General features: G+C 24.8%; 18 protein-coding genes. 14 read left to right on the plus strand and 4 right to left on the minus strand.

Translation table 11 applies throughout. The features are described from left to right. Positions 1 to 56: 56 nt before the first annotated feature. Positions 57 to 1,331: a tyrosine--tRNA ligase gene (gene tyrS, locus U0T59_00550; GenBank protein XBC43421.1), complete on the plus strand. Its 1,275-nt coding sequence runs from the start codon at positions 57 to 59 to the stop codon at positions 1,329 to 1,331. Positions 1,332 to 1,382: 51 nt separating this feature from the next. On the opposite strand, the gene U0T59_00555 is transcribed toward tyrS, so the two are convergent. Beyond that, positions 1,383 to 1,760, minus strand: coding sequence for an iron-sulfur cluster assembly accessory protein (locus U0T59_00555; protein XBC43422.1), 378 nt, complete (start codon positions 1,758 to 1,760; stop codon positions 1,383 to 1,385). A 439-nt stretch (positions 1,761 to 2,199) separates the two neighbouring features. Between U0T59_00555 and ydiK the strand changes: the two genes are divergently transcribed. The 11 genes from ydiK to secF all read left to right on the plus strand — a co-directional run bounded on the left by ydiK (position 2,200) and on the right by secF (position 15,535). Next, positions 2,200 to 3,318 (plus strand): AI-2E family transporter YdiK, encoded by a 1,119-nt coding sequence (ydiK, locus tag U0T59_00560; protein ID XBC43423.1) that lies wholly within the window; start codon positions 2,200 to 2,202, stop codon positions 3,316 to 3,318. A gap of 587 nt (positions 3,319 to 3,905) precedes the next feature. Beyond that, on the plus strand, positions 3,906 to 4,952 hold the full coding sequence (locus U0T59_00565) for a 3-deoxy-7-phosphoheptulonate synthase (protein XBC43424.1): 1,047 nt from the start codon (positions 3,906 to 3,908) through the stop codon (positions 4,950 to 4,952). A gap of 210 nt (positions 4,953 to 5,162) precedes the next feature. Further along, complete coding sequence (gene thrS, locus U0T59_00570; GenBank protein ID XBC43425.1) at positions 5,163 to 7,091, plus strand: threonine--tRNA ligase; 1,929 nt, start codon at positions 5,163 to 5,165, stop codon at positions 7,089 to 7,091. Between the two features lie 3 nt (positions 7,092 to 7,094). Further along, positions 7,095 to 7,634, plus strand: coding sequence for a translation initiation factor IF-3 (infC, locus tag U0T59_00575; GenBank protein XBC43565.1), 540 nt, complete (start codon positions 7,095 to 7,097; stop codon positions 7,632 to 7,634). A 92-nt stretch (positions 7,635 to 7,726) separates the two neighbouring features. Further along, a complete protein-coding gene (gene rpmI / locus U0T59_00580) occupies positions 7,727 to 7,924 on the plus strand; it encodes a 50S ribosomal protein L35 (GenBank protein XBC43426.1) in 198 nt (65 codons plus the stop codon). 39 nt (positions 7,925 to 7,963) lie between these two features. Continuing rightward, the gene (rplT, locus tag U0T59_00585; GenBank protein XBC43427.1) at positions 7,964 to 8,317 is read left to right on the plus strand and encodes a 50S ribosomal protein L20; all 354 of its coding nucleotides are present in this window, start codon (positions 7,964 to 7,966) and stop codon (positions 8,315 to 8,317) included. 217 nt (positions 8,318 to 8,534) lie between these two features. Then, positions 8,535 to 9,518 carry a phenylalanine--tRNA ligase subunit alpha gene (gene pheS, locus U0T59_00590; GenBank protein ID XBC43428.1) on the plus strand — a complete coding sequence of 328 codons (984 nt, stop codon included), beginning with the start codon at positions 8,535 to 8,537 and terminating at the stop codon, positions 9,516 to 9,518. Between the two features lie 16 nt (positions 9,519 to 9,534). Next, positions 9,535 to 11,922 (plus strand): phenylalanine--tRNA ligase subunit beta, encoded by a 2,388-nt coding sequence (pheT, locus tag U0T59_00595; GenBank protein XBC43429.1) that lies wholly within the window; start codon positions 9,535 to 9,537, stop codon positions 11,920 to 11,922. Between the two features lie 448 nt (positions 11,923 to 12,370). Further along, positions 12,371 to 12,709, plus strand: coding sequence for a preprotein translocase subunit YajC (gene yajC / locus U0T59_00600; protein ID XBC43430.1), 339 nt, complete (start codon positions 12,371 to 12,373; stop codon positions 12,707 to 12,709). A 33-nt stretch (positions 12,710 to 12,742) separates the two neighbouring features. Continuing rightward, entirely contained in the window at positions 12,743 to 14,599 is a 1,857-nt protein-coding gene (gene secD, locus U0T59_00605) for a protein translocase subunit SecD (protein ID XBC43431.1), read from the plus strand. Between the two features lie 66 nt (positions 14,600 to 14,665). Continuing rightward, complete coding sequence (secF, locus tag U0T59_00610; GenBank protein XBC43432.1) at positions 14,666 to 15,535, plus strand: protein translocase subunit SecF; 870 nt, start codon at positions 14,666 to 14,668, stop codon at positions 15,533 to 15,535. A 14-nt stretch (positions 15,536 to 15,549) separates the two neighbouring features. Here secF and glyS read toward each other — a convergent pair whose 3' ends face one another. Together glyS and glyQ are read right to left on the minus strand one after the other, a co-directional pair. Next, positions 15,550 to 17,616: a glycine--tRNA ligase subunit beta gene (glyS, locus tag U0T59_00615; GenBank protein ID XBC43433.1), complete on the minus strand. Its 2,067-nt coding sequence runs from the start codon at positions 17,614 to 17,616 to the stop codon at positions 15,550 to 15,552. A 30-nt stretch (positions 17,617 to 17,646) separates the two neighbouring features. Further along, the gene (gene glyQ / locus U0T59_00620; GenBank protein XBC43434.1) at positions 17,647 to 18,537 is read right to left on the minus strand and encodes a glycine--tRNA ligase subunit alpha; all 891 of its coding nucleotides are present in this window, start codon (positions 18,535 to 18,537) and stop codon (positions 17,647 to 17,649) included. 498 nt (positions 18,538 to 19,035) lie between these two features. Between glyQ and nfo the strand changes: the two genes are divergently transcribed. Both nfo and rplY read left to right on the plus strand, forming a co-directional pair. Continuing rightward, positions 19,036 to 19,872, plus strand: coding sequence for a deoxyribonuclease IV (gene nfo, locus U0T59_00625; GenBank protein XBC43435.1), 837 nt, complete (start codon positions 19,036 to 19,038; stop codon positions 19,870 to 19,872). A gap of 116 nt (positions 19,873 to 19,988) precedes the next feature. Then, a complete protein-coding gene (gene rplY, locus U0T59_00630) occupies positions 19,989 to 20,276 on the plus strand; it encodes a 50S ribosomal protein L25 (protein ID XBC43436.1) in 288 nt (95 codons plus the stop codon). A 197-nt stretch (positions 20,277 to 20,473) separates the two neighbouring features. Here the strand turns inward: rplY and U0T59_00635 are convergent, their stop codons facing one another. Next, positions 20,474 to 21,223: a DedA family protein gene (locus tag U0T59_00635; protein XBC43437.1), complete on the minus strand. Its 750-nt coding sequence runs from the start codon at positions 21,221 to 21,223 to the stop codon at positions 20,474 to 20,476. Between the last annotated feature and the right edge of the window lie 59 nt (positions 21,224 to 21,282).

The raw sequence follows: 21,282 nt of genomic DNA on the forward strand, positions 1-21,282 counted from the left end.
ATAATTGTACTATATTAAAAATTAATTTATGTTGTATTTTAGTATTAGGAAATTTTATGCATCAAGGTAATTTAATTCATGAATTTCAGCAAAGAAATTTAATAGCCCAAATAACTAATGAAAAAAAATTAATGCGTTTAGTTCAAAATAACAATATTTCTTTGTATTGCGGTTTTGATATAACTGCGGAAAGTTTGCATATAGGCCATATTTTACCATTATTATGCTTAAAAAAATTTCAAAAATTTGGTCATAAACCTGTTGTCTTATTAGGAGGCGCAACAAGTTTAATTGGCGATCCAAGTTTTAAAAATGCTGAAAGACAGTTAAATTCAATAGAACTGATTAATGTTTGGAAAAAAGCAATTACTGATCAAGTTTCTTTATTTTTAGATTTTAATTTAAGTTTTAGTAGTGCAATGATTGTAAATAATTATGAATGGTTTGAAAATTTATCTTTATTAACATTTTTGCGTGTTGTAGGAAAAAAGTTTTCTATTAAAAAGATGATTACTAGAGATGCGGTAAAAAAACGCATCAATCGCGAAGGAACAGGAATTTCATTTACAGAATTTTCTTATAATTTATTACAAGCGTATGATTTTTCTTTTTTACATCATAAGTATAATGTAATATTACAAATTGGCGGATCTGATCAATGGGGAAATATTGTATCTGGAATTGAATTAATTCGAAAATTATATAAAAATGAGACCTTTGGTTTAACGTTGCCCTTACTAACACAAAAAAATGGAATGAAATTTGGAAAAACGGAAAATAATACAGTATGGTTAGATTCAAATAAAACTAGTCCTTATAAATTTTATCAATATTGGATTAATATATCTGATAGTGATGTATATAAATTTTTAAAGTTTTTTACTATTTTAAACATATCTGAAATAGATGCTATGGAAGATTTTACTTCTAGTATTAAGTTAAATGAAGCTAAATTGTTTTTGGCAAAGTACCTTACTGAAATAGTGCATGGTCCACATGGAGTTCAAGCAGCCCAGCGTATTTCTTCGTGTTTATTTTATGGAAATTTTTTTAATATGAAAGAATCTGATTTTTTTCAATTAGAACAAGATGGCGTTCCTTTAATTAACATATCAGGTATTCGAGATTTGCAACAAGTATTAGTTGACTCTTGTTTGGCTCCATCTCGTACTCAAGCTAGAAATATGATTCTATCTAATTCTATTTCTATCAATAATGTTGTACAGAATGATGCAATGTATGTTTTTTCAAATAATGATATCTTATTTAGAAGATATACGTTATTGTCTCGAGGAAAAAAACATTTTTATTTGATATGTTGGAGTAAATGATTATAACATTTATATGTATTGTTGATAAAACTTTTTTTTAAATACAGAAACTTATATATCGAAACTTTCTCCACAACCGCAGAAATTTCTTATTTTGTTATTTTTGAATTGAAATATATAATTTATACCTTTCTTAACGAAATCTATTTTTGTTCCGTCTAATATTAATATGTGTTGAAAATTTATTAAGATTAATATTTTTTGAGAAATAAAACTAATATCAGTATCGTGTATTGTTTTTATTGGTTCCATATAATATTTCATTCCAGCACATCCTGATTTTTTTATTCCTAGTTTAATTCCCTTTTTGTTTTCTTTTTGTATTAATTTATAGATTTGTTTTTCTGCATGGTAGCTTATTTTTATTCCTTTAACATTTTTAGCGTATTTTTTTGTAGAAAATAAGGTTATATAAGTGTTTTCATTCATTTTATATTCTCGTATTGATATTTGTATGATGTTATTTTTTATTTAATTAAGAACAAAATATAATACGTTTTTAAATATTAAAATACAAATAAAATTTATGTATGTAAATATATAGCATTAAGTAGTATAATTGATTTTTTATCTATTGCTTTAATAGAAATAAGATATTTTAATTTTTTATTATCCATAAATATAGACTTATTGTATTGTATCGACTAAAAAAATTCAATGGATTTATTTAGTAATATCAATGTATCATAAATATGTTATATAAAATATACGACGTTCTTTTTATATTTTAGGCTCTATAACTGTTTACAACTTCAAGTACTAAAAAATAGATCATTATTCAACTTTAGTATTAAAATTTTTTTAAATTTATTTTTTTATAATTTTTGTACGTATAATGCTTAAGGAAATATAAAGGTATAATATTTATATGCAAAATAAGCGAGAAAGTATGGATTTACCGCAAGCTATTTTTTCTCTAATATTTATTATTATTATGATTTTTTCTAGTCTATGGATTATGCGTCCATTTTTTTTAGGATTTTCTTGGGCTAGTATGGTAGTAATAGCAACATGGCCAGTGTTTTTAAAATTGCAATCTTTATTATGGGGTAATCGAGCATGTGCTGTTATAACAATGATTATCATTTTATTATTAATTTTCATCATTCCAATTTTTTGTTTAGTGAATAGTTTAATTGACAACAGTACTTCAGTAATTCGTTGGTTAAGTTCAGAAAATTTAAGATTTCCTGATCTTTATTGGTTACAAGATATTCCCATTATTGGAGTAAAATTATTTTCTAGTTATCAAAAATTATTAGACGAAGGTGGTGCTGAATTAATTACTAAAGTACAACCATATATGGGTAAAACTACTGAATTTTTTGTCGCTCAAGTAGGTCATGTTAGTCGATTTATTATTCATTTAATTTTAATGTTAATTTTTAGTTCTCTTTTATATTGGAATGGCGAGAGAATGAGAAATATCATTAGACATTTTGCAGTTCGTTTGGGTTCGCATTCTGGAGATTCAGTCGTTTCTTTAGCTGGACAAGCAGTTAGAGCAGTGGCTTTAGGAGTTGTTGTTACTGCATTAGTTCAAGGAATTTTAGGGGGGATAGGATTAGCTATTTCTGGTATTCCATATTCTTCTTTGTTAATGATGTTGATAATTCTTTTATGTTTAGTTCAATTAGGACCATTGCCTGTATTAATTCCTGCCATTATATGGTTATACTGGCATGGTAATACTACTTGGGGGACGGTTCTATTAATTTGGAGTTTTATCGTATGTGTATTAGATCACGTATTGCGTCTTATTCTTATACGAATAGGTGCTGATTTTCCAACTGTATTAATTTTATCAGGAGTAATAGGTGGTTTGATTGCGTTTGGTATGATTGGTTTATTTATTGGTCCAGTAGTACTAGTAATATCATATCGTCTTATTTCTTCTTGGATGGATGAAATACCCGCTCCTAATTCTTTATCAAAAGAATCGATAAAACATTTTTTATTAAAAAATAAAATTAAAAACAAAGATTAATAATATTAATTAAATAATTCATATTTATTTCTTTTGATAATAATAATTTATAAAAAATAGACGAGTTATTTTGAATGTTTTAATGATTATATTTTTAATATATTATTTTCAATTTGCATAATATTATTAAAGTAATTTTGTAATATAATCATTAGTGACATTAATTGTGTGAATTATTAGTGTAAGTATTTTATTAGTTATTTTTAAAATAAAATTTATTGCATTAATTATTAATATATTTTTTGAATTATATTATTCTTGAATAAAATTTTTTTTGTAATTACTTTAATATTGTTGTTTAAAATTTTGAATACCGTAAATAAAAATATATTTAATTATTTTTAAAGATATTTTAAATAAATTATTAGTCATATTTATCTTTTATATAATAACTTAATGATTATTTTTTAGAACATTGGTATTTTTTATTTAAGATATTTTTAATGTTAAAGCATTTAAAAATAATATTTATTTTAAATAATTTTTTATATAACGCATTTTCCTTATTGTAAATTTTATAATTGATGCTTCATTATACTGATTATAATTTTATTATATTATAATATAGTACATATTTAGAGAAAAACATGAAAAAAACAGACGAATTAAGAACAATACGAATTGATCCATTAATTACCCCATTTGAATTAGCAAAACGTTATCCTATCACCTCTTCTATTATGGATACTGTTATTCAAGCTAGAAAAAATATAGCCAATATTATGACAGGAACTGATTTACGTTTATTGGTTGTCATAGGGCCTTGTTCAGTTCATGATCCTTTAGCTGCAGTAGAATATGCAAGAAAATTGAATGATCTGCGTAAAAAATATTCTTCTCGCCTAGAAATTGTAATGCGTACTTATTTTGAAAAACCACGTACTGTAGTAGGATGGAAAGGACTAATTTCTGATCCTGATTTAAATGGTAGTTTTCGAGTAAATCATGGTTTATCAATTGCTAGAAAACTATTGTTAGATATTAATGAATTAGGATTACCTGCTGCAACTGAATTTTTAGATATAGTAATCGGACAATTTATAGCAGATTTAATAAGTTGGGGTGCAATAGGAGCAAGGACTACTGAAAGTCAAATTCATCGTGAAATGGCATCAGCATTATCTTGTCCAGTAGGATTTAAGAATGGAACTGATGGGAATATACGAATTGCAATAGATGCTATTCGCGCTGCAAGTGTTAAGCATTTATTTTTAGCGCCTGATAAACATGGACAAATGACCATAAATCATACTAGTGGAAATCCATTTGGACATGTTATTATGAGAGGAGGAAAATCTCCTAATTATCATGCTAAAGATATAGATTTAACTGTGAGATATTTGCAAGAGTTTAATCTTTTAGAATATTTAATGATAGATTTTAGTCATGGAAATTGTTTAAAGCAGCATAGACGTCAGTGTGATGTAGGAGAATCTATATCAAAACAAATTAGAGATGGTTCTACAGCTATCTTTGGTGTTATGATTGAAAGTTTCATAGAAGAAGGATCTCAAAAAGTTATACATAATAAACCATTAATATATGGAAAATCAATAACTGATCCTTGTTTGGGTTGGAATGATAGTGTGTATCTTATTCAAAAATTAGCTAATGCTGTAAATAGTAGATTTTAACTTTTTTAATGTTAACCTTAATTTTTTTTACTAGTATTTTTATATAAAATTATATATTTAATTAATTATTTTTAAAAATCAGTTTTTTTTGATATGGATGTTAATATATGTATATTGAGTTTTTTTGTTTTTTATATCAACATATTATGTTTTATATTTAAATGTTTATGAATACAGTACATAGAGCAATGTTGAAGTTAAGGATTGGAAATGCCTGTTATTACGTTGTTAGACGGAAGTAAACTAATATATAAAAATGCTATTTCAATTTTAGATATTGTAAAAAACATTTCTCCTAGTTTAGTAAAAAATTGTTGTTTTGGATATGTCAATGGCATAAGCGTAAGTAAGTACACTATGATAGATTATGATGCTGATATTAGAATAATTTATGATCACGATAAAATTTATTTAGATATTATTCGTAATGCTCTTACTTGTGTTTTAGGGTATGCTGTAAAAGAGCTATGGCCTAATTCTAAAATTGGTAAGAAGTTTGTTACAGAAAATGGATTTTATTGCGATATAGATGTAAACTTCACGTTTAGAAATACAGATTTAACTTTATTAGAAAGTCGTATGTTAGACATAATTCAAAGAAAATATAATGTTTACGTGAAAAAAGTAACATGGAAAAAAGCGTATGAAATTTTTGACAAATGTTCTGAAACATATAAATTACTTATTTTAAAAAATGATTTTGATATTAATCATATTATTTCTTTATGTTTTCATCAAACGTATGTTGATTTTCAATGTGGTATTTCAATTCCCAATGTTTCTTTTTGTCGTTATTTCAAATTACAAAAATTTTCTGGTGTATATTGGAATGGAAAAACAGAAAATAAAATCTTACAAAGAATTTATGGAACGGCATGGAATACATTGAATGAATTAAAAATACATTTGGAATATGTACATCAGTCTGAAAAAAGAGATCATAGGAAAATATCTAAGAAATTGAACTTGTATCATATTCAAGAAGAATCACCAGGTATGATTTTTTGGCATCATAATGGTTTAGTTGTTTTCCGAGAATTAAAAAAATTTATGCGTGAGAAACTATGCAAATATCGATATCAGGAAGTTCAAACACCATTGATTATGAATCAAAAAATTTGGAAAGATAGTGGACATTTAGACAATTATCGAGAATTCATGTTTATGACATATTCGGAAAATAATGTTTATGGAATAAAACCTATGAATTGCCCTGGTCATGTTCAAATTTTCAATCGTATTTTACATTCTTATCGAGATCTTCCTATTCGTATGTCAGAATTTGGCAGTTGTCATAGAAATGAACCATCAGGTTCTTTACATGGATTAATGAGGATTAGAAATTTTACGCAAGATGACGCTCATATTTTTTGTAGAAACGATCAAATTCGTAGTGAAATTAGTAATTGCATAAAGATGATATACGATGTTTATGCGGTCTTCGGTTTTAAAAAAATTTTAGTGAGGTTATCTACTCGACCTAGTAATAGAATTGGAAGTGATGAGGTATGGGATAGAGCTGAAAATGATTTAGCAATGTCATTGAAAGAAAATGGTGTATTATTTGAATATCAACAAGGAGAAGGAGCATTTTATGGTCCCAAGATTGAATTGTCTTTACGTGATTGTTTGGGAAGAATTTGGCAATGCGCAACTATACAATTAGATTTTTATTTGCCTAAGAATTTAGGTGCTTTTTATATTGACAAAAATAATGAAAAAAAAGAACCTATAATAATTCATAGAGCAGTATTAGGATCAATTGAACGATTTATAGGAATTTTAACAGAAGAATATTCTGGTAATTTTCCAGTTTGGTTAGCTCCTGTACAGGTAGTTTTGATCAGTGTAAACAAGCAACATGTAAAATATATCACGATGTTGTTTAATAGCTGGCTTGATTTGGGCATACGAGTTGAAATAGATACAAGAAATGAAAAAATTAGTTTTAAGATTAGAGAGCAAATTTTAAAAAAAATTCCATATATTGTTATTTGTGGTGACAAAGAAGTAGTTAGTAATAAAATTACTTTTAGAATGCGTTCTGGAAAAAATGTTGCATTAGTAGATATACAATATTTTATTGAAAAACTAAATACAGAAATTATAAATCGAAGTTTATATTTTTCGGAGGAATAAAGTATTAAAGGTGGAAAAAGAACACAAATCATAAAATCCAATCGAATCAATCACGAAATTCGTGCTTTTAAAGTGCGTCTTTCTGGTTTTAATGGAGAACAGATTGGTATTGTTACTTTAAAAGACGCTTTAAATAAAGCAAAAGAAATAGGAGCAGATTTAGTTGAGATTAGTCCAAATGCTGAACCTCCAGTATGTCGTATTATGAATTATGGAAAATTTTTATATAAAAAAAGTAAATCTATTAAGGAACAGCGAAAGAAACAAAAAATAATTCATGTTAAGGAGGTTAAGTTTCGTCCTGGTACTGACGAAGGTGATTATCAAGTTAAATTACGTAGTTTGATTCGTTTTTTAAAAGATGGGCATAAAGTAAAAATTACTTTGCGTTTTCGTGGACGTGAAATGGTTCATCAACAAATTGGTATACAAGTATTGACTCGCATTAAAAATGATTTAATAGAATTAGCTTTAATAGAAACTTTTCCATCTAAAATTGAAGGTCGTCAAATGATCATGATTTTAGCACCTAAAAAAAAGTAACAACATGGTTACAATACCATTTACAATTACAATTAATAGTATTTTGTTGTTTTCATTACATTCCTATGTTAATTTTAGATTGGAATATTATAATGCCTAGAATTAAAACTTTACGTAGTGCAGCTAAGCGTTTTAAAAAAACTGCATCTGGCAGATTTAAGAGAAAACAAGCCAATTTAAGACATATTTTAACGAAAAAATCTACTGATCGTAAAAGAAATTTGCGTTCAAAAATAATGGTATCTCAGAAAGATAACAATAGGGTTCGTTTATTTTTACCTTATTTATGAATTACTTGAAATTTATTTTAAGAAAAGGAGAAAAACACCATGACTCGTGTAAAACGTGGGGTAATTTCTCATGCTCGTCATAAAAAAGTTTTGAAAAAAGCCAAAGGTTATTATGGTGCACGATCAAGAACTTATAGATCAGCTTGTCAAGCTGTTGTTAAGTCGGGGCAATATTCTTATCGTGATCGTCGTCAAAAAAAACGTCAATTTAGAAAATTATGGATTTCTCGTATCAATTCTGCTGCACGTGTTAATCAGATGTCTTATAGTCAATTTATGTATGGTTTAAAAAAATCATTAATACATATTGATCGAAAAATATTATCTGAAATTGCACTTTTTGACAGCAATGCTTTTAATTTATTAGTACAACATTCAAAAAGTTCATTATAATAAGAATGAATATTTAGGAGGGAGTAACTAATCTCTCCTAATGTAAAAAAATGGTTTTGTAATGATTAAATTATGTAAAATATATAATATAGTTTAAATTATAATTCGTATTATTTAAAGACTGAGATAATTTTAAAAAGCTTCCAAATAGGAAGCTTTTTGATATGGTTGGTATTTTATCATTTTATGGTATGTAATAGAGCACTAAGGAAAAATCGTGTTTGATTCTTTAAAATTAATGCAATTAGTAAATATAGAGATAAAAAATGTTACGACTATACAAGAATTAAATGTATTAAAAGTAAAGTATTTAGGAAAAAAAGGATATGTTTCTTCTAAAATATTACAATTACGTCATGTTTCAAAAAGTGAAAAAAAAAGATTTGGTGCAATGCTAAACAAAGTTAAAACTGATTTAAAAATTTTATTTTTTAGATATCAGCAACAGTTAGAAAAATCTTCTTACGATAAATCATTACAGGAAGATGCTATTGATATATCATTGCCTGGACGTCGTAATAACATTGGTACATTACATCCAATAACTCAAATAATTAATGATATAGAAAATTTTTTTTTAAAATTAGGATTTGAAATTGTTAGAGGACAAGAAATAGATGATGATTATCATAATTTTGATGCGTTAAATATTTCAAAAAATCATCCGTCTAGAACTGATCATGATACCTTTTGGTTTGATTCTCATCGTTTATTACGAACTCAAACTTCTAATATGCAAATTAGATCTATGAAAAAAATGCAATTACCAATTACAATTATTGTTCCGGGAAAGGTATATAGAAATGATTGTGACAGTACTCATACACCTATGTTTCATCAAATTGAAGGGTTAGTAATTGACAAAAACGTAAATTTTTCTAATTTAAAATGGATAATCGAATTATTTTTGAATTATTTTTTTAAAAATAGTATTAAAATTCGATTTAGACCGTCTTATTTTCCTTTTACTTTTATATCAACTGAAGTAGATATTTTAGGAAATAATAAAAAATGGTTAGAAATATTAGGTTGTGGAATGGTTCATCCAAATGTATTAAAAAACGTTAATATTAATTCAAAGGAATATTCTGGTTATGCTTTTGGTTTAGGAGTAGAAAGAATTGCTATGTTGCGTTATGGAATTACAGATATTCGTACATTTTTTGAAAATGATTTAAAATTTCTTAAACAATTTAAATAAAAGTGAGTATGCAGTAATGGAATTTAGCGAAAGATGGTTACGAGAATGGATAAATCCAGATGTAAATATTCGATTGTTGTGCAATCAAATGACGGAATTAGGATTAGAAGTAGAAAAAGTTACAAAAATTTCAAGTATGTGTACTAATTTGATTGTTGGTGAGATAATTGAATGTTTAATACATTACAGTATTACTCAATTGTTATTAGTAAAAATTAATATTGGAAATGGTATATTTATTCAAGTGATATCAAGACAGTGTGTTAATTTTATAAAAGGTGATAAAGTAGTTATAGCTACCAAAAATTCTAGATTATTTGATAACACGTTTGTTAAGTTAGTTGAATCGCAAGCAATACAAAATGATGGAATTATTTGTTTTTATGAAGATTTAGGTATAATAAATATCGATGGTAGTATTATTATATTACCATTTGATGCTGTAGTAGGTTCGAATGCATGTGAATATTTGTCTTTAGATGATCACATTATTAAAATTAGTAGTACTCCTAATCGTTCAGATGCATTAAGTATATTGGGTATAGCACGAGACCTTGCAGCATGGAACAATTTGTCTCTTCCGCATTTACAAAAATATTTTAATTTAGTCAAGAGTGTAGAAAAGTTAGAAATAGTAATTGATATTCCAGATATTTGTTTTCGTTTTTTTGGAAGAATTATAACTAATATTGATGCGACAGTCAATACTCCGTTTTGGATGTTAGAAAGACTTAAACGTTCTTCCATAAAATCTTCTAATGTTATTGTAAATATTATAAATTATGTATTAATAGAATTAGGGCAGCCGTTATATGCTATTAATTTAAGTAGTATTTTTAACAAAATTATTATAAGAAAATCTTATAAGAATGAAATTTTTGTTAGTGACAATGATCAAAGAATATTGATGGATGATGATACGCTAGTAGTATCAGATGAAGAAAAAATATTAGTTTTAGGTGGACATGTTAATTCTTGTATTTCACAAATAGACTTTGATTCCAAAAGTTTATTTTTAGGATGTGGATTTTATGTTAATCAAGATATTTCTAAAATATCGTTTAAATATGGATGTAAAAATGCTTTTACAAATTGTTATGCAAGAGGAATTGATGCAACTATACAACATGAAGTATTGGAATATGCTACTTATTTAATTTTAAAATTATGTTGCGGAGAAGCTAGTGTTGTTACATCAAAAATTAGCAGTACAAAGATATTTAACCAAATAAAAATTAAGTTGTATCGAGAGAAATTATATAAAATTATTGGATATATTATTAGTGATGAATTAATTGTTTATAATTTAAAAAAACTAGGTTTTAAAGTAATTGTTAATGATCAATATTTATTGATATTTCCTCCTAGTTGGAGATTAGATATTAATATAGAAGAAGATGTCATTAGTGAATTATTACGTATTATTGGATATAAAAACATTTTTTCAGTTCCTATATCTATGCGTTCTTACGTTATATGTGATGATCAAGTGCATACTTTGTTAAATAGAGCTAAATTATTTTTAGTAGATCAAGGATATCATGAAATAATCACATATGGATTTGTTGATCCCAAATTACAACAATTATTATTTCCTGATATAGTTCCTTTGCATTTGTCTAATCCTATTTCGAAAGATATGTCATCTATGCGAGTTTCTTTGTGGCCTGGATTATTATCAAGTGTTATTTATAATCAAAATCGTCAAGAAAATAGGTTACGTTTTTTTGAAAGTGGGTTATGTTTTTTACAGAATTCTAAAAAAAATTTAGGAGTTGAACAAATTTTGTATTTTTCTGGAATATTAAGTGGATATAGAAATGAATTTCATTGGGACATATTGGATAAAAAAAGCGATTTTTACGATTTAAAAGGTGATGTAGAATCTATATTAGATATATTACAGAAATTACATTTAGTGACGTTTAAAAAATTTTGTATTCCAGGATTGCATCTTAATCAAAGTGTTGCTATTTATCTTAAAAATAAAATGATTGGTGTTATGGGTAGTATTAGTCCAAATTTGGAAAAAAAATTGGGATTAAAATATAGAACGGTTGTATTTGAATTCATGTGGAATAAAATGGCTTCTTTAAATTACAGTAAAATGACAACTATTTCTGAATATCCAAGAAGTATTAGAGATATTTCTATAATCGTAGATGAAATTGTTCCAGTTAGGGATATTATTGTAGAATGTAAAAAATCTTCTTTTGAAACAATTATTGAAATCAATTTATTTGATATTTTTCGTGGAAGTCAAATAGGAATAGGAAAAAAAAGCTTGGCGTTGCGTTTAACGTTTGAAAATAAAAGCAAAACTTTTACAGAACAAGAAGTTTCAAACATTTTAAAAAAATGTATTGAAAAATTGAAACTAAAATTTAATGCACAATTAAGATAAAATATGTATTTTAAATTTAAAAAATATAATAGTTATTACTATAACTAAGGAAACTAATATATATTATGAATTTATTATTTAATAAAAATTTTAAAATGTTCTTAATGTAATTTTTAAAATTAGATTTACTTGAAAGTGGTCTAGAACTAATTTATAATTGTTTTTAAAATGTTTTAATATGTAATAAAGTAATAATTTCTAAGAAATTTATATATTTGAAATTTAGTGGTTGTGGTAATATTTTTATTATACGACAGTATTTGATATTAATTAATATTTTAAAGATTTTTTTAGTTTTTTAACTTTAATTCAATATGTATGTTTTATTTTAATAGTTTTAAAATTCTTAGATAAATAGTTGAAGCAGTAATTTTTATAGATATTTATCTATATCAAATAAGTATATTAATACTTTTTATTGTTTATTTTATAATAAAAGGAATATTTCGTGAATTTATTAATTTCTGAAGCATTTGCTTCAAGCAGTAGTGTGCATCAAAATAATCCATATTCTTTTGTATTTATGTTATTGTTTTTTGTGTTGATTTTTTATTTTATAATTTTTCGTCCTCAAAAAAATAAAATTAAAGCACATAGAGCGCTTATTGATTCTCTTTCTAAAGATGACGAAGTTCTTACTACTAGTGGTTTTATAGGGAAAATAAAAAATGTTACTAAAAAAGGGTATGTTCTATTATTGTTAAACGATAATGTAGAGGTGTTAATAAAAAATGATTATATATTGTTAGTGTTACCGAAAAATACTATCAAAAAACTTGATTATTGAAATTACGTAAAATATAAAGGTTTCTGTTAACGTATGTTTACTAGAATTTTTGTTTTAAAGTTATGTACTGTAGTAATAGTATTATTATTAGGATTTATTTATGCATGCCCAAATTTTTATCCAAATACTCTATCAATAGAACTCAATTGCGTCAATAATAACAATGGTTCTTTTGATAATTTCGTACTAGAATTATTGAATATTTTAAGAAATGAGAAAATTCATTACATTAAATTTCAGGTAAAATATAAAAGTGTATTTTTATATTTTAATACCACGAACGAACAGTTTAGTGCTTTTAATAAGTTAAACAAAATATTTTTAGGTAAGAAAGTTATTATATCACTTTCTTCCAATACAAATTATCCTAAATTATTGAAGTTTTTTGGTGCTAAACCCATGCGTTTAGGATTGGATTTAAGAGGTGGAACTCATTTTTTATTAAAAATGGATACTAATTATATACTTCATGAATGTCAATCTAATATAAAAAAATATTTTTTAGATTATATTTCTCAAAATAATTATACGGATATAAATATAAAAGAAATACCACGTTACGGTATACAACTTGTTTCTAAACATTTTTTTGTATTAGATAAAATACAGAATGAACTTACTTCAAAAAATCCTGATTTTTTGTTTATTCGTAATGCTAAAAATATATTATTAGTAAATTATAATAGCTCATACATAAAATCTATGATTCGATCTGCTATTGAAAGAAATATATATATATTAAAGAATCGTATATATCAATTGGGTATTGCAGAACCTATTGTACAACAGACTAATAATAATTGTATTATTGTAGAATTACCTGATTTTAAAAATAGTATTCAAGTAAAAGAAATTCTTAGCTCAAATTTTAAGATAGAATTTCATTTAGTTAATACTAGTAAAGATATAGAATTGCGAAAAAATGGTGATCATATTGTTCACGGTTCTACATTATATCAAGTAAATGGTTTTGATTCCGTGTTACTTTATAATGATGCATTTATTTCAGGGAAACATATTTTAGATTCGAATTATATGATAAATAATCTCGATCAAATTGAAGTAAATGTACAATTAAATCACTTTGGTGGTGATGTTATGACTAACATTACAAAAAATCACATTGGAGAATATATAGCTATACTTTGGATAGAATATTTTAATAAGAATATTAATGTTCATAGCAAAAATTCATTGTTTAAAAAGCGTGAGACTGTTATTAATATAGCTAAAATTAATTCAATGTTAGGTAGTTCATTCAGAATTGTTGGGATACGCGATGTTTCTGATGCTAAAAAATTATCTATTTTACTTAAAACAGGATCTTTTATCGCTCCTATAACGATTATAGAAGAAAATGTTATTGGTCCTTCAATTGGAAAAGAAAATGTAAAAAATGGCATATTAAGTTGTATAATAAGCGTTTTATTATGCATATTAATTATGATAACGCGTTATAAAAAATCCGGATTAATTGTTTCTATATCTCTAGTTTCGAATTTACTATTAATAATAGCAATCATGTCTATATTACCAGGTATAGTTTTAACCATGCCTGGAATAGCCAGTATATTATTAATGTTAGCATTTTCTATTGATGCTAATGTATTAATCAATGAGCGCATACGAGAAGAAATAAAAAATAATTTATATATTCTTGAAGCGGTTCGTAAAGGCTATTTTCGAGCATATTTTAGTATATTTGATGCTAATGTGTCTATGTTAATTATATCCATAGTTTTGTACATTTTTGGAACGGATATTATAAGAAATTTTGCTGTAACTACTATAGTAGGTATTTTTACTTCATTATTTAGTTCTCTATTTTTCACGCGCACTATAATTCAACTTTTTTATCATAAACATAGAATTAATAAGTTGTCTATATGAGGATTGATTGGTGTCTTATTCATATTATATAAATATATCAAAAAAAAAAAGTTAATTTATAATTTTATGTATTGGAAGAATATATCTTTTTTTATATCAATAATGTGTGTATTATTTTCAGTAATTAGTATTATAATGTTTGGTTTTAACTGGAGCATTGACTTTACAGGTGGAATTTTAATTAATATTCATTGCGATACATTAATAAATATAGATAAAGTAATTTTTGCATTAAAAAGTATAGGATTGCAGAATGTTCAAGTGAACTATTTAGGGGGAATAAATGATGTTATTGTACGTTCGTCCTATTTTTATAATGCATCTATAATATTTTTTTCTAAAAAAGTTCTTTTAGCTTTAGATCAATATTCAGGAGCTAAATGTAATATTACTTCTATTCAGTATGTTGGACCTAATTCAGATAATAATTTATTACAAATGTTTTTTATTGCTTTATTTTTAGCACTGTTTTTCATTTTTTTTTATATTACTATCCGATTTTCTTGGAATTTATCTGTTGGAATTATATTATCGTTACTTCATGATTTATTTTTGACTTTGGGTTGTATTTCTATTTTTAACATAGAAGTTAGTCCTATCATTATAGTTTCTTTGTTATCTATTATAGGATATTCCTTAAATGATAGTATTGTAGTATCAGATCGTATTCGAGAAAATAATAAAAAATTTAAAAATTTTTTATTTCTGGATATTTTAAACTTGTCGTTAACTCAAGTATATAGTAGAACATTAATGACTTCAGCTACTACATTTTCAGTAGCAGCAATATTATATTATTTTGGTAATGAAATAATAAAAAATTTTTCACTAACTATGATGATTGGTATATTTATTGGAACATTATCTTCTATTTACATTTCTTCGTCTTTTTCATTTCAATTTTATAAGATAACAGGCATTAAAATAAAATTATAAAAATCACATTATTTTTAGTATAAAAGTGAAAAGTCGGCTGTTGTAAAAAATAGTATATGTATTTTTTTTAATATAACTAATCTATTTTTTTTAATAGAAATGTTTTTGTCGTGTATTTTTATTTTTTCAAAGAAAACACAAACGGGTTCATATAAATTATATAGTTCTACTAGTATAGAGTTATAATCTTTTTTTAAAAGATAGTGTTGTATTTTTGCATATATACATTTATATAGTGATATTATAATTTTTTCTTCAGTTTCTTGTGCAAGCTCGTAATCTATATTTTTATGCAATTTTTCTTGAGATAGTATTAAGATTTTTGAAATTCTTTTGTGCATTAAGATTAATGATTTGAGAGTATTTGAATTGTATATATTGGTAATAGCTTTTATTCGTAAATCTATGTCTATAAGATGTGTAATATTACATTTTAATACTGATTTTATTATGGCAGGAGCGTAGTTTTTTTTAACGTATATAAAATAAATTCTTTCTACAATGAATTGTATTATTTTGTTCAATATAACTTTTTCGTTTTCAATATTACTATATGTTTTTAATGATTCTTTAAGTAATAAAGTTAGGTCTATAGATATTTTTTTTTCTAAGATAATACGAATAATTGCAATAGTTAGCCGTCTTAAAGAAAATGGATCTTTATCTTTAGAAGTAGAATTTTTTCCAATAATAAAAAGACCTACTAACGTATCGGTTTTATCTGATAAGGCTAAAGAATAAGAAGTAGAATCTGACGGAATGATGTCATTGGAGAATCGAGGTAAATAGTGTTCTTTTATGGCTATTGCTATATTTTCTAATTCATTATTATATAGCGCATAATACATTCCTATTATCCCCTGCATTTCAGGAAATTCAAATACCATATCGGTTACTAAATCGCATTTACATAAGTTAGCTGCTTGAATGCAATTATTGATGTTGGCTTGAGTAAATTGTATTATCCAAGTAATTAGTTTTTTTATTCTATTAATTTTATCGTGTAAAGTTCCTAAGGAATGTTGAAAAATAATATTTTTTAATAATGGTTGATATTCATGAAATGGTATCTTTTGATCTTTATGAAAAAAAAATTCTGCATCAGAAAATCGAGCATTTAACACTTTTTCATTACCTAAAATAATATTTTGAGGATTTTTTGTTTCGATGTTAGAGATAATAATAAATTTGTTTGTGAGTTTATTACTATTTATATCATATATAGGAAAATATTTTTGCTGATTTTCCATAATGTATATTAGTATTTCATTTGGAATGTTAAGAAATTTTTCTTCAAAGCTAGCAATAAGGACAGTTGGCCATTCTACTAATGAAGTTATTTCTTCTAGTAAGAAATCGTTTATTTTTAAATATTTTCCAGTAAGATTGACTATTTTTTGGGATTCATTTTTTATTTTTGTTTTTCTTATGTTATAATCAGCAATAATTTTTCCAGATTTTAATAATATTTCAGGATATTCTTTTGCGTGAAAAATTTTAATTTTATTGTTTTTCATGAACATGTGTCCAGAAAGCAATCTATTAGTTTGTATTCCTAACAATTTTTGTTTTACTATTTTGTTATTTAATAACATAACTATATTTCGAATTGGTCGAGAAAATTGTACATTATTTTTGTTCCATTTCATAAAATTAGGAATAGTAATATTCTTAATAGAAGAAATAGATATTTCTACTAGTTTTTCTTCAATTTGAAAATTGTTAATAAAATGTTCGTAAAAAAGCCATTCTCTTTGTTTTTCTTTTAAACGAGATACTTGATTTATTTTAATTCCTAGTTTTTTTATCCAGCATTTAGTGGAATAAGTTGGATATCCTAATGAATCGAATGCATTAGAAATAGAAGGTCCTTTATATTTTTTTTTGCGTTGTGTTATATTTAATTTTTCTATTTTAATAGCTATTCTTCTTGGCGTAGCGTACCATGATATTTCGTCATATTTTATATGATTTTTAGTTAATAAAACAATCATGTTATTTTGAAAAGATTCGGCCATAGTTCGTAATGATTTTGGAGGTAATTCTTCAGTTCCAATTTCTATTAAAAATGTTGTGTTCATTTCTGTTTTATCACCTTTTCTTAATTTTTATTATAAAAGAGGAAGTTCCGATTGTTGTCTTAAATGATAATATTGTTTAGCAATAGTTTTGATAATTGTTCGAATATGCAAAATATGTTGCTGACGTTCGGTAGTAGAAAAAGATTTCTTTGCATCTAATAAATTAAAGTAATGTATCCCGTATAGTGCGTGCTCGTATGCTGGGAGTAGCAATGGATGAGATAAACATATTATTTTTTGTGCTTCTTTCATATGTATGTTAAATAAGTTTAAACAAATATCAACATTAGAATATTCAAAATTGTATATAGAATTTTCGAATTCGTTTTGTAAAAATAGATCACCATAAGTAATACATTTTTTATTATTTTCCCAGATAATTTGATATATACTATCTTTATTTTGTATATGCATAGCTATTCGCTCTAAACCGTATGTTATTTCTATGGAAATCGGATCGCAATTTATCCCACCCATTTGTTGAAAATAAGTAAATTGTGTAATTTCCATGCCATTAATCCATACTTCCCATCCTTGTCCACATGCTCCTAATGTTGGATTTTCCCAATTGTCTTCTATAAAACGTATATCATTATTTTTAAAATTTATATTTAAAGATTTTAATGATTTTAAATATAAATTTTGAATGTTATTTGGTGCAGGTTTGATAATTACTTGAAATTGATAATAATGTTGTAATCGATTGGGATTTTTTCCATATCTTCCATCAGACGGTCTTCTTGATGCTTGTACATATGCAATAGAAGTTGGTTCAGGTCCAATTGTTCCAAAAAAAGTTTTGTGATGAAAAGTTCCCGCTCCTACAGGTATATCTAGTGGTTGAATAATCGTACAATTTTGATTTTTCCAATAGTTTTTTAATTTAAAAATTATTTGATTGAATGTTGTTATATTGTTCATTTTATTTTTCCAATATTCTTGCTTGATATTAAATTATTTCATAAAAATGTATTTATTAATTTATAATTAAGTTATTTTATTAATAGTGGTGAACTTTAAAAATTTTTGTGGTAATTTAAGATCATACTAATTATTTAAAAAGTAAGCTATAAATAAGTTGCTAAAAAGAATAAGATTTTTAATATTCTAAATATTATTATTAATTTAAGTTAAGAACTTTTTTTGATTTAATTTTATTGAATATATTTTATAAATAATGTAATGAGTTTTTATGCGTATTCTTAAATATTTTAGTTTGGAATATTTGGAATAATATTAATAAAAATATTGTAATTTTAATTATAATTTAGATGATATGAAATTTATATATAAAAATTAGATAACATTTTTGTATCATAAATTTGAAACATTATTATATTCTAATGATATTGGAAATAAATTTTTTTATTTATTTTTTTTGTTTAAAATAAATTAAAGAAATATAGTATAGGAATAAAAATGAGATATATAGGAGCTCATGTTAGTATTGCAGGAGGTTTAGATCAAGCAGTGATTAGAGCTAAAAAATTAAAAGCTACTGCTTTTGCATTATTTACTAACAATCCTTTGAGATGGACTACAACGATGTTAAAAGATACACATATTGAAAAATTTAAAGTTGCATGTAAAACTTTAAATTATAGTTCAGATCAAATTTTACCTCATAGTGGTTATTTGATTAATTTAGGAAATCCGTTTGACGACTGTTTAAATAAATCTAGAATGGCATTTATTGATGAAATAACAAGATGTCAGAAATTAGAGTTAAAATTATTAAATTTTCATCCAGGAAGTCATTTAAATAAAATTAGCGAAAAAAAATGTTTAGAACGCATTTCTGATTCAATTAATTTAGCATTAGAAAAAACTTCTTTAGTTAAATTAGTAATAGAAAATACAGCTGGACAAGGAACAAATGTTGGTTATTCTTTTGAGCATTTAACATCAATTATTAATAGAATAGAAGATAAAACTCGTATTGGAGTTTGTTTAGATACATGTCATTTGTTTTCTTCTGGATATGATTTACGTACAAGATATTCGTGCGAGGAAACTTTCAAACATTTTGATGATGTTGTAGGATTCAGTTATTTATGTGGAATGCATTTTAATGATTCTAAATCAATCTTTAATAGTAACATTGATAGACATTATAGTTTAGGTAAAGGAAGTATTGGAACATTAGCTTTTACTTGGATTATGAAGAACATAAACTGTAATAATTTTCCAATTATATTAGAAACTACAGATTCAAGTTTATGGAAACAGGAAATTCAGTGGCTCAATTCATTATAAAGAACATATTTTTAAACTTGTATAAGTAAAGATCATGTGACGAGAGAAAACATAGTTTTTGCACTTTTTATAATAATACATTTTTTATTTGTTTAACTAAATAAATGGAATAACATATGATAACTATTAATGTGAATAAACGTAAAAAAGAAGGTAAAAGTTCTAGTCGTAGATTACGTTTAAATAATAAATTTCCGGCTGTAATATATTGTTATTCTAAATCTAATATTTGCATAGAATTGGATCATAATATTATCTCAAATATTATCTTTAAATTTGATATTTATAAAGAACAATTTTTTTTAATAATGGATAGTATCACATATAAAGTTCGGGTAAAATCGATACAACATCATGTTTTTAAACCTAGAATTATGCACATGGATTTTTTTCAAATACAGTAATTTTAGAGTATCGGCACGAAAAAGTGATGAAATATATAAGTGCAATACAATTAGTAATTTAAAGGTTACAAAAATATCGTGCCGATAAGGATTAATATTAGTAATTTATTGTATTATATAAGTTATGTTTATTACATTATTTAGTATGATTAAATTATTTTATTTTAGATTAATTATATGCTTTTTAAAAGTATATTTTATAATAATTTAAGTATGATAACTATTTTTGGATATAAGTATAAAATAAATATATTAATCAGTCCTAATATTAAACTTAATTTAAATAGGAAAACTAAGAGTTTTATATTAAAAAAGTTATTTTTTGAAATTGTGTTATTTTTTTTTGATTTAAACATTGTCCAAATTAACCATAAACTTAACCAAATTAATGAAATAGAAGCAAAGAGCAAGAGTTTAAAATTTGTATTTTCTTTTATTTGTGTGGTATTGATGGCTAATCCAGTAATAATTCCTGGAAGAAAGTATATTGGTGGCCATAATATACATCCGAATATTGTAGAAGAAAAGAATTTTTTTAGAGATAAGTTTAGCATTCCGCATGTCATAGGGATTAATGGTCGAGTAGGGCCGATAAATTTTCCTATTAATATTGTAATAGCAGTATAATTATTTAAAGTAGTTGTTATTTTTTTCAAAATTGTTTTATTTTTTTTTAATAAATGAAGATTGTTTAGGTATTTTTTAAATTTCCATCCAAGATAATATGAAATTGCATCTCCGAATATACAACCAATAAATCCTGCTATCCAAGCAGGATAAAAATTCAATGTTCCATTACCAATTAATGTACCTAAAGCTGCCATAAGTATCATTCCGGGAAGAAATAAACCTACTAAAGCTAAAGATTCTAAAAATGCTACTAATGTTATTATAGGTAATGAATAAAAAATAGATTGTGTTATTAAATATAAAAACCAGTCTTCCATACTTTCTCGTTTGCTATTTATAAAAAATTAAATAATATAAGAATTTTTAGATTATAAAT

Source organism: Buchnera aphidicola (Meitanaphis flavogallis) (genome assembly GCA_039830035.1).
Classification (GTDB): domain Bacteria; phylum Pseudomonadota; class Gammaproteobacteria; order Enterobacterales; family Enterobacteriaceae; genus Buchnera_B; species Buchnera_B aphidicola_AZ.

What these genes read in the sequence shown, in the direction of transcription:
- nfo (XBC43435.1), top strand. Translation starts at nt 19,036, where the DNA reads ATGAGATATATAGGAGCTCATGTTAGTATTGCAGGAGGTTTAGATCAA.
- glyQ (XBC43434.1), bottom strand. Translation starts at nt 18,537, where the DNA reads ATGAACAATATAACAACATTCAATCAAATAATTTTTAAATTAAAAAAC.
- U0T59_00565 (XBC43424.1), top strand. Translation starts at nt 3,906, where the DNA reads ATGAAAAAAACAGACGAATTAAGAACAATACGAATTGATCCATTAATT.
- tyrS (XBC43421.1), top strand. Translation starts at nt 57, where the DNA reads ATGCATCAAGGTAATTTAATTCATGAATTTCAGCAAAGAAATTTAATA.
- glyS (XBC43433.1), bottom strand. Translation starts at nt 17,616, where the DNA reads ATGAACACAACATTTTTAATAGAAATTGGAACTGAAGAATTACCTCCA.
- secD (XBC43431.1), top strand. Translation starts at nt 12,743, where the DNA reads ATGTTTACTAGAATTTTTGTTTTAAAGTTATGTACTGTAGTAATAGTA.
- secF (XBC43432.1), top strand. Translation starts at nt 14,666, where the DNA reads ATGTATTGGAAGAATATATCTTTTTTTATATCAATAATGTGTGTATTA.
- rplY (XBC43436.1), top strand. Translation starts at nt 19,989, where the DNA reads ATGATAACTATTAATGTGAATAAACGTAAAAAAGAAGGTAAAAGTTCT.
- rpmI (XBC43426.1), top strand. Translation starts at nt 7,727, where the DNA reads ATGCCTAGAATTAAAACTTTACGTAGTGCAGCTAAGCGTTTTAAAAAA.
- pheT (XBC43429.1), top strand. Translation starts at nt 9,535, where the DNA reads ATGGAATTTAGCGAAAGATGGTTACGAGAATGGATAAATCCAGATGTA.
- rplT (XBC43427.1), top strand. Translation starts at nt 7,964, where the DNA reads ATGACTCGTGTAAAACGTGGGGTAATTTCTCATGCTCGTCATAAAAAA.
- thrS (XBC43425.1), top strand. Translation starts at nt 5,163, where the DNA reads ATGCCTGTTATTACGTTGTTAGACGGAAGTAAACTAATATATAAAAAT.
- ydiK (XBC43423.1), top strand. Translation starts at nt 2,200, where the DNA reads ATGCAAAATAAGCGAGAAAGTATGGATTTACCGCAAGCTATTTTTTCT.
- U0T59_00635 (XBC43437.1), bottom strand. Translation starts at nt 21,223, where the DNA reads ATGGAAGACTGGTTTTTATATTTAATAACACAATCTATTTTTTATTCA.
- U0T59_00555 (XBC43422.1), bottom strand. Translation starts at nt 1,760, where the DNA reads ATGAATGAAAACACTTATATAACCTTATTTTCTACAAAAAAATACGCT.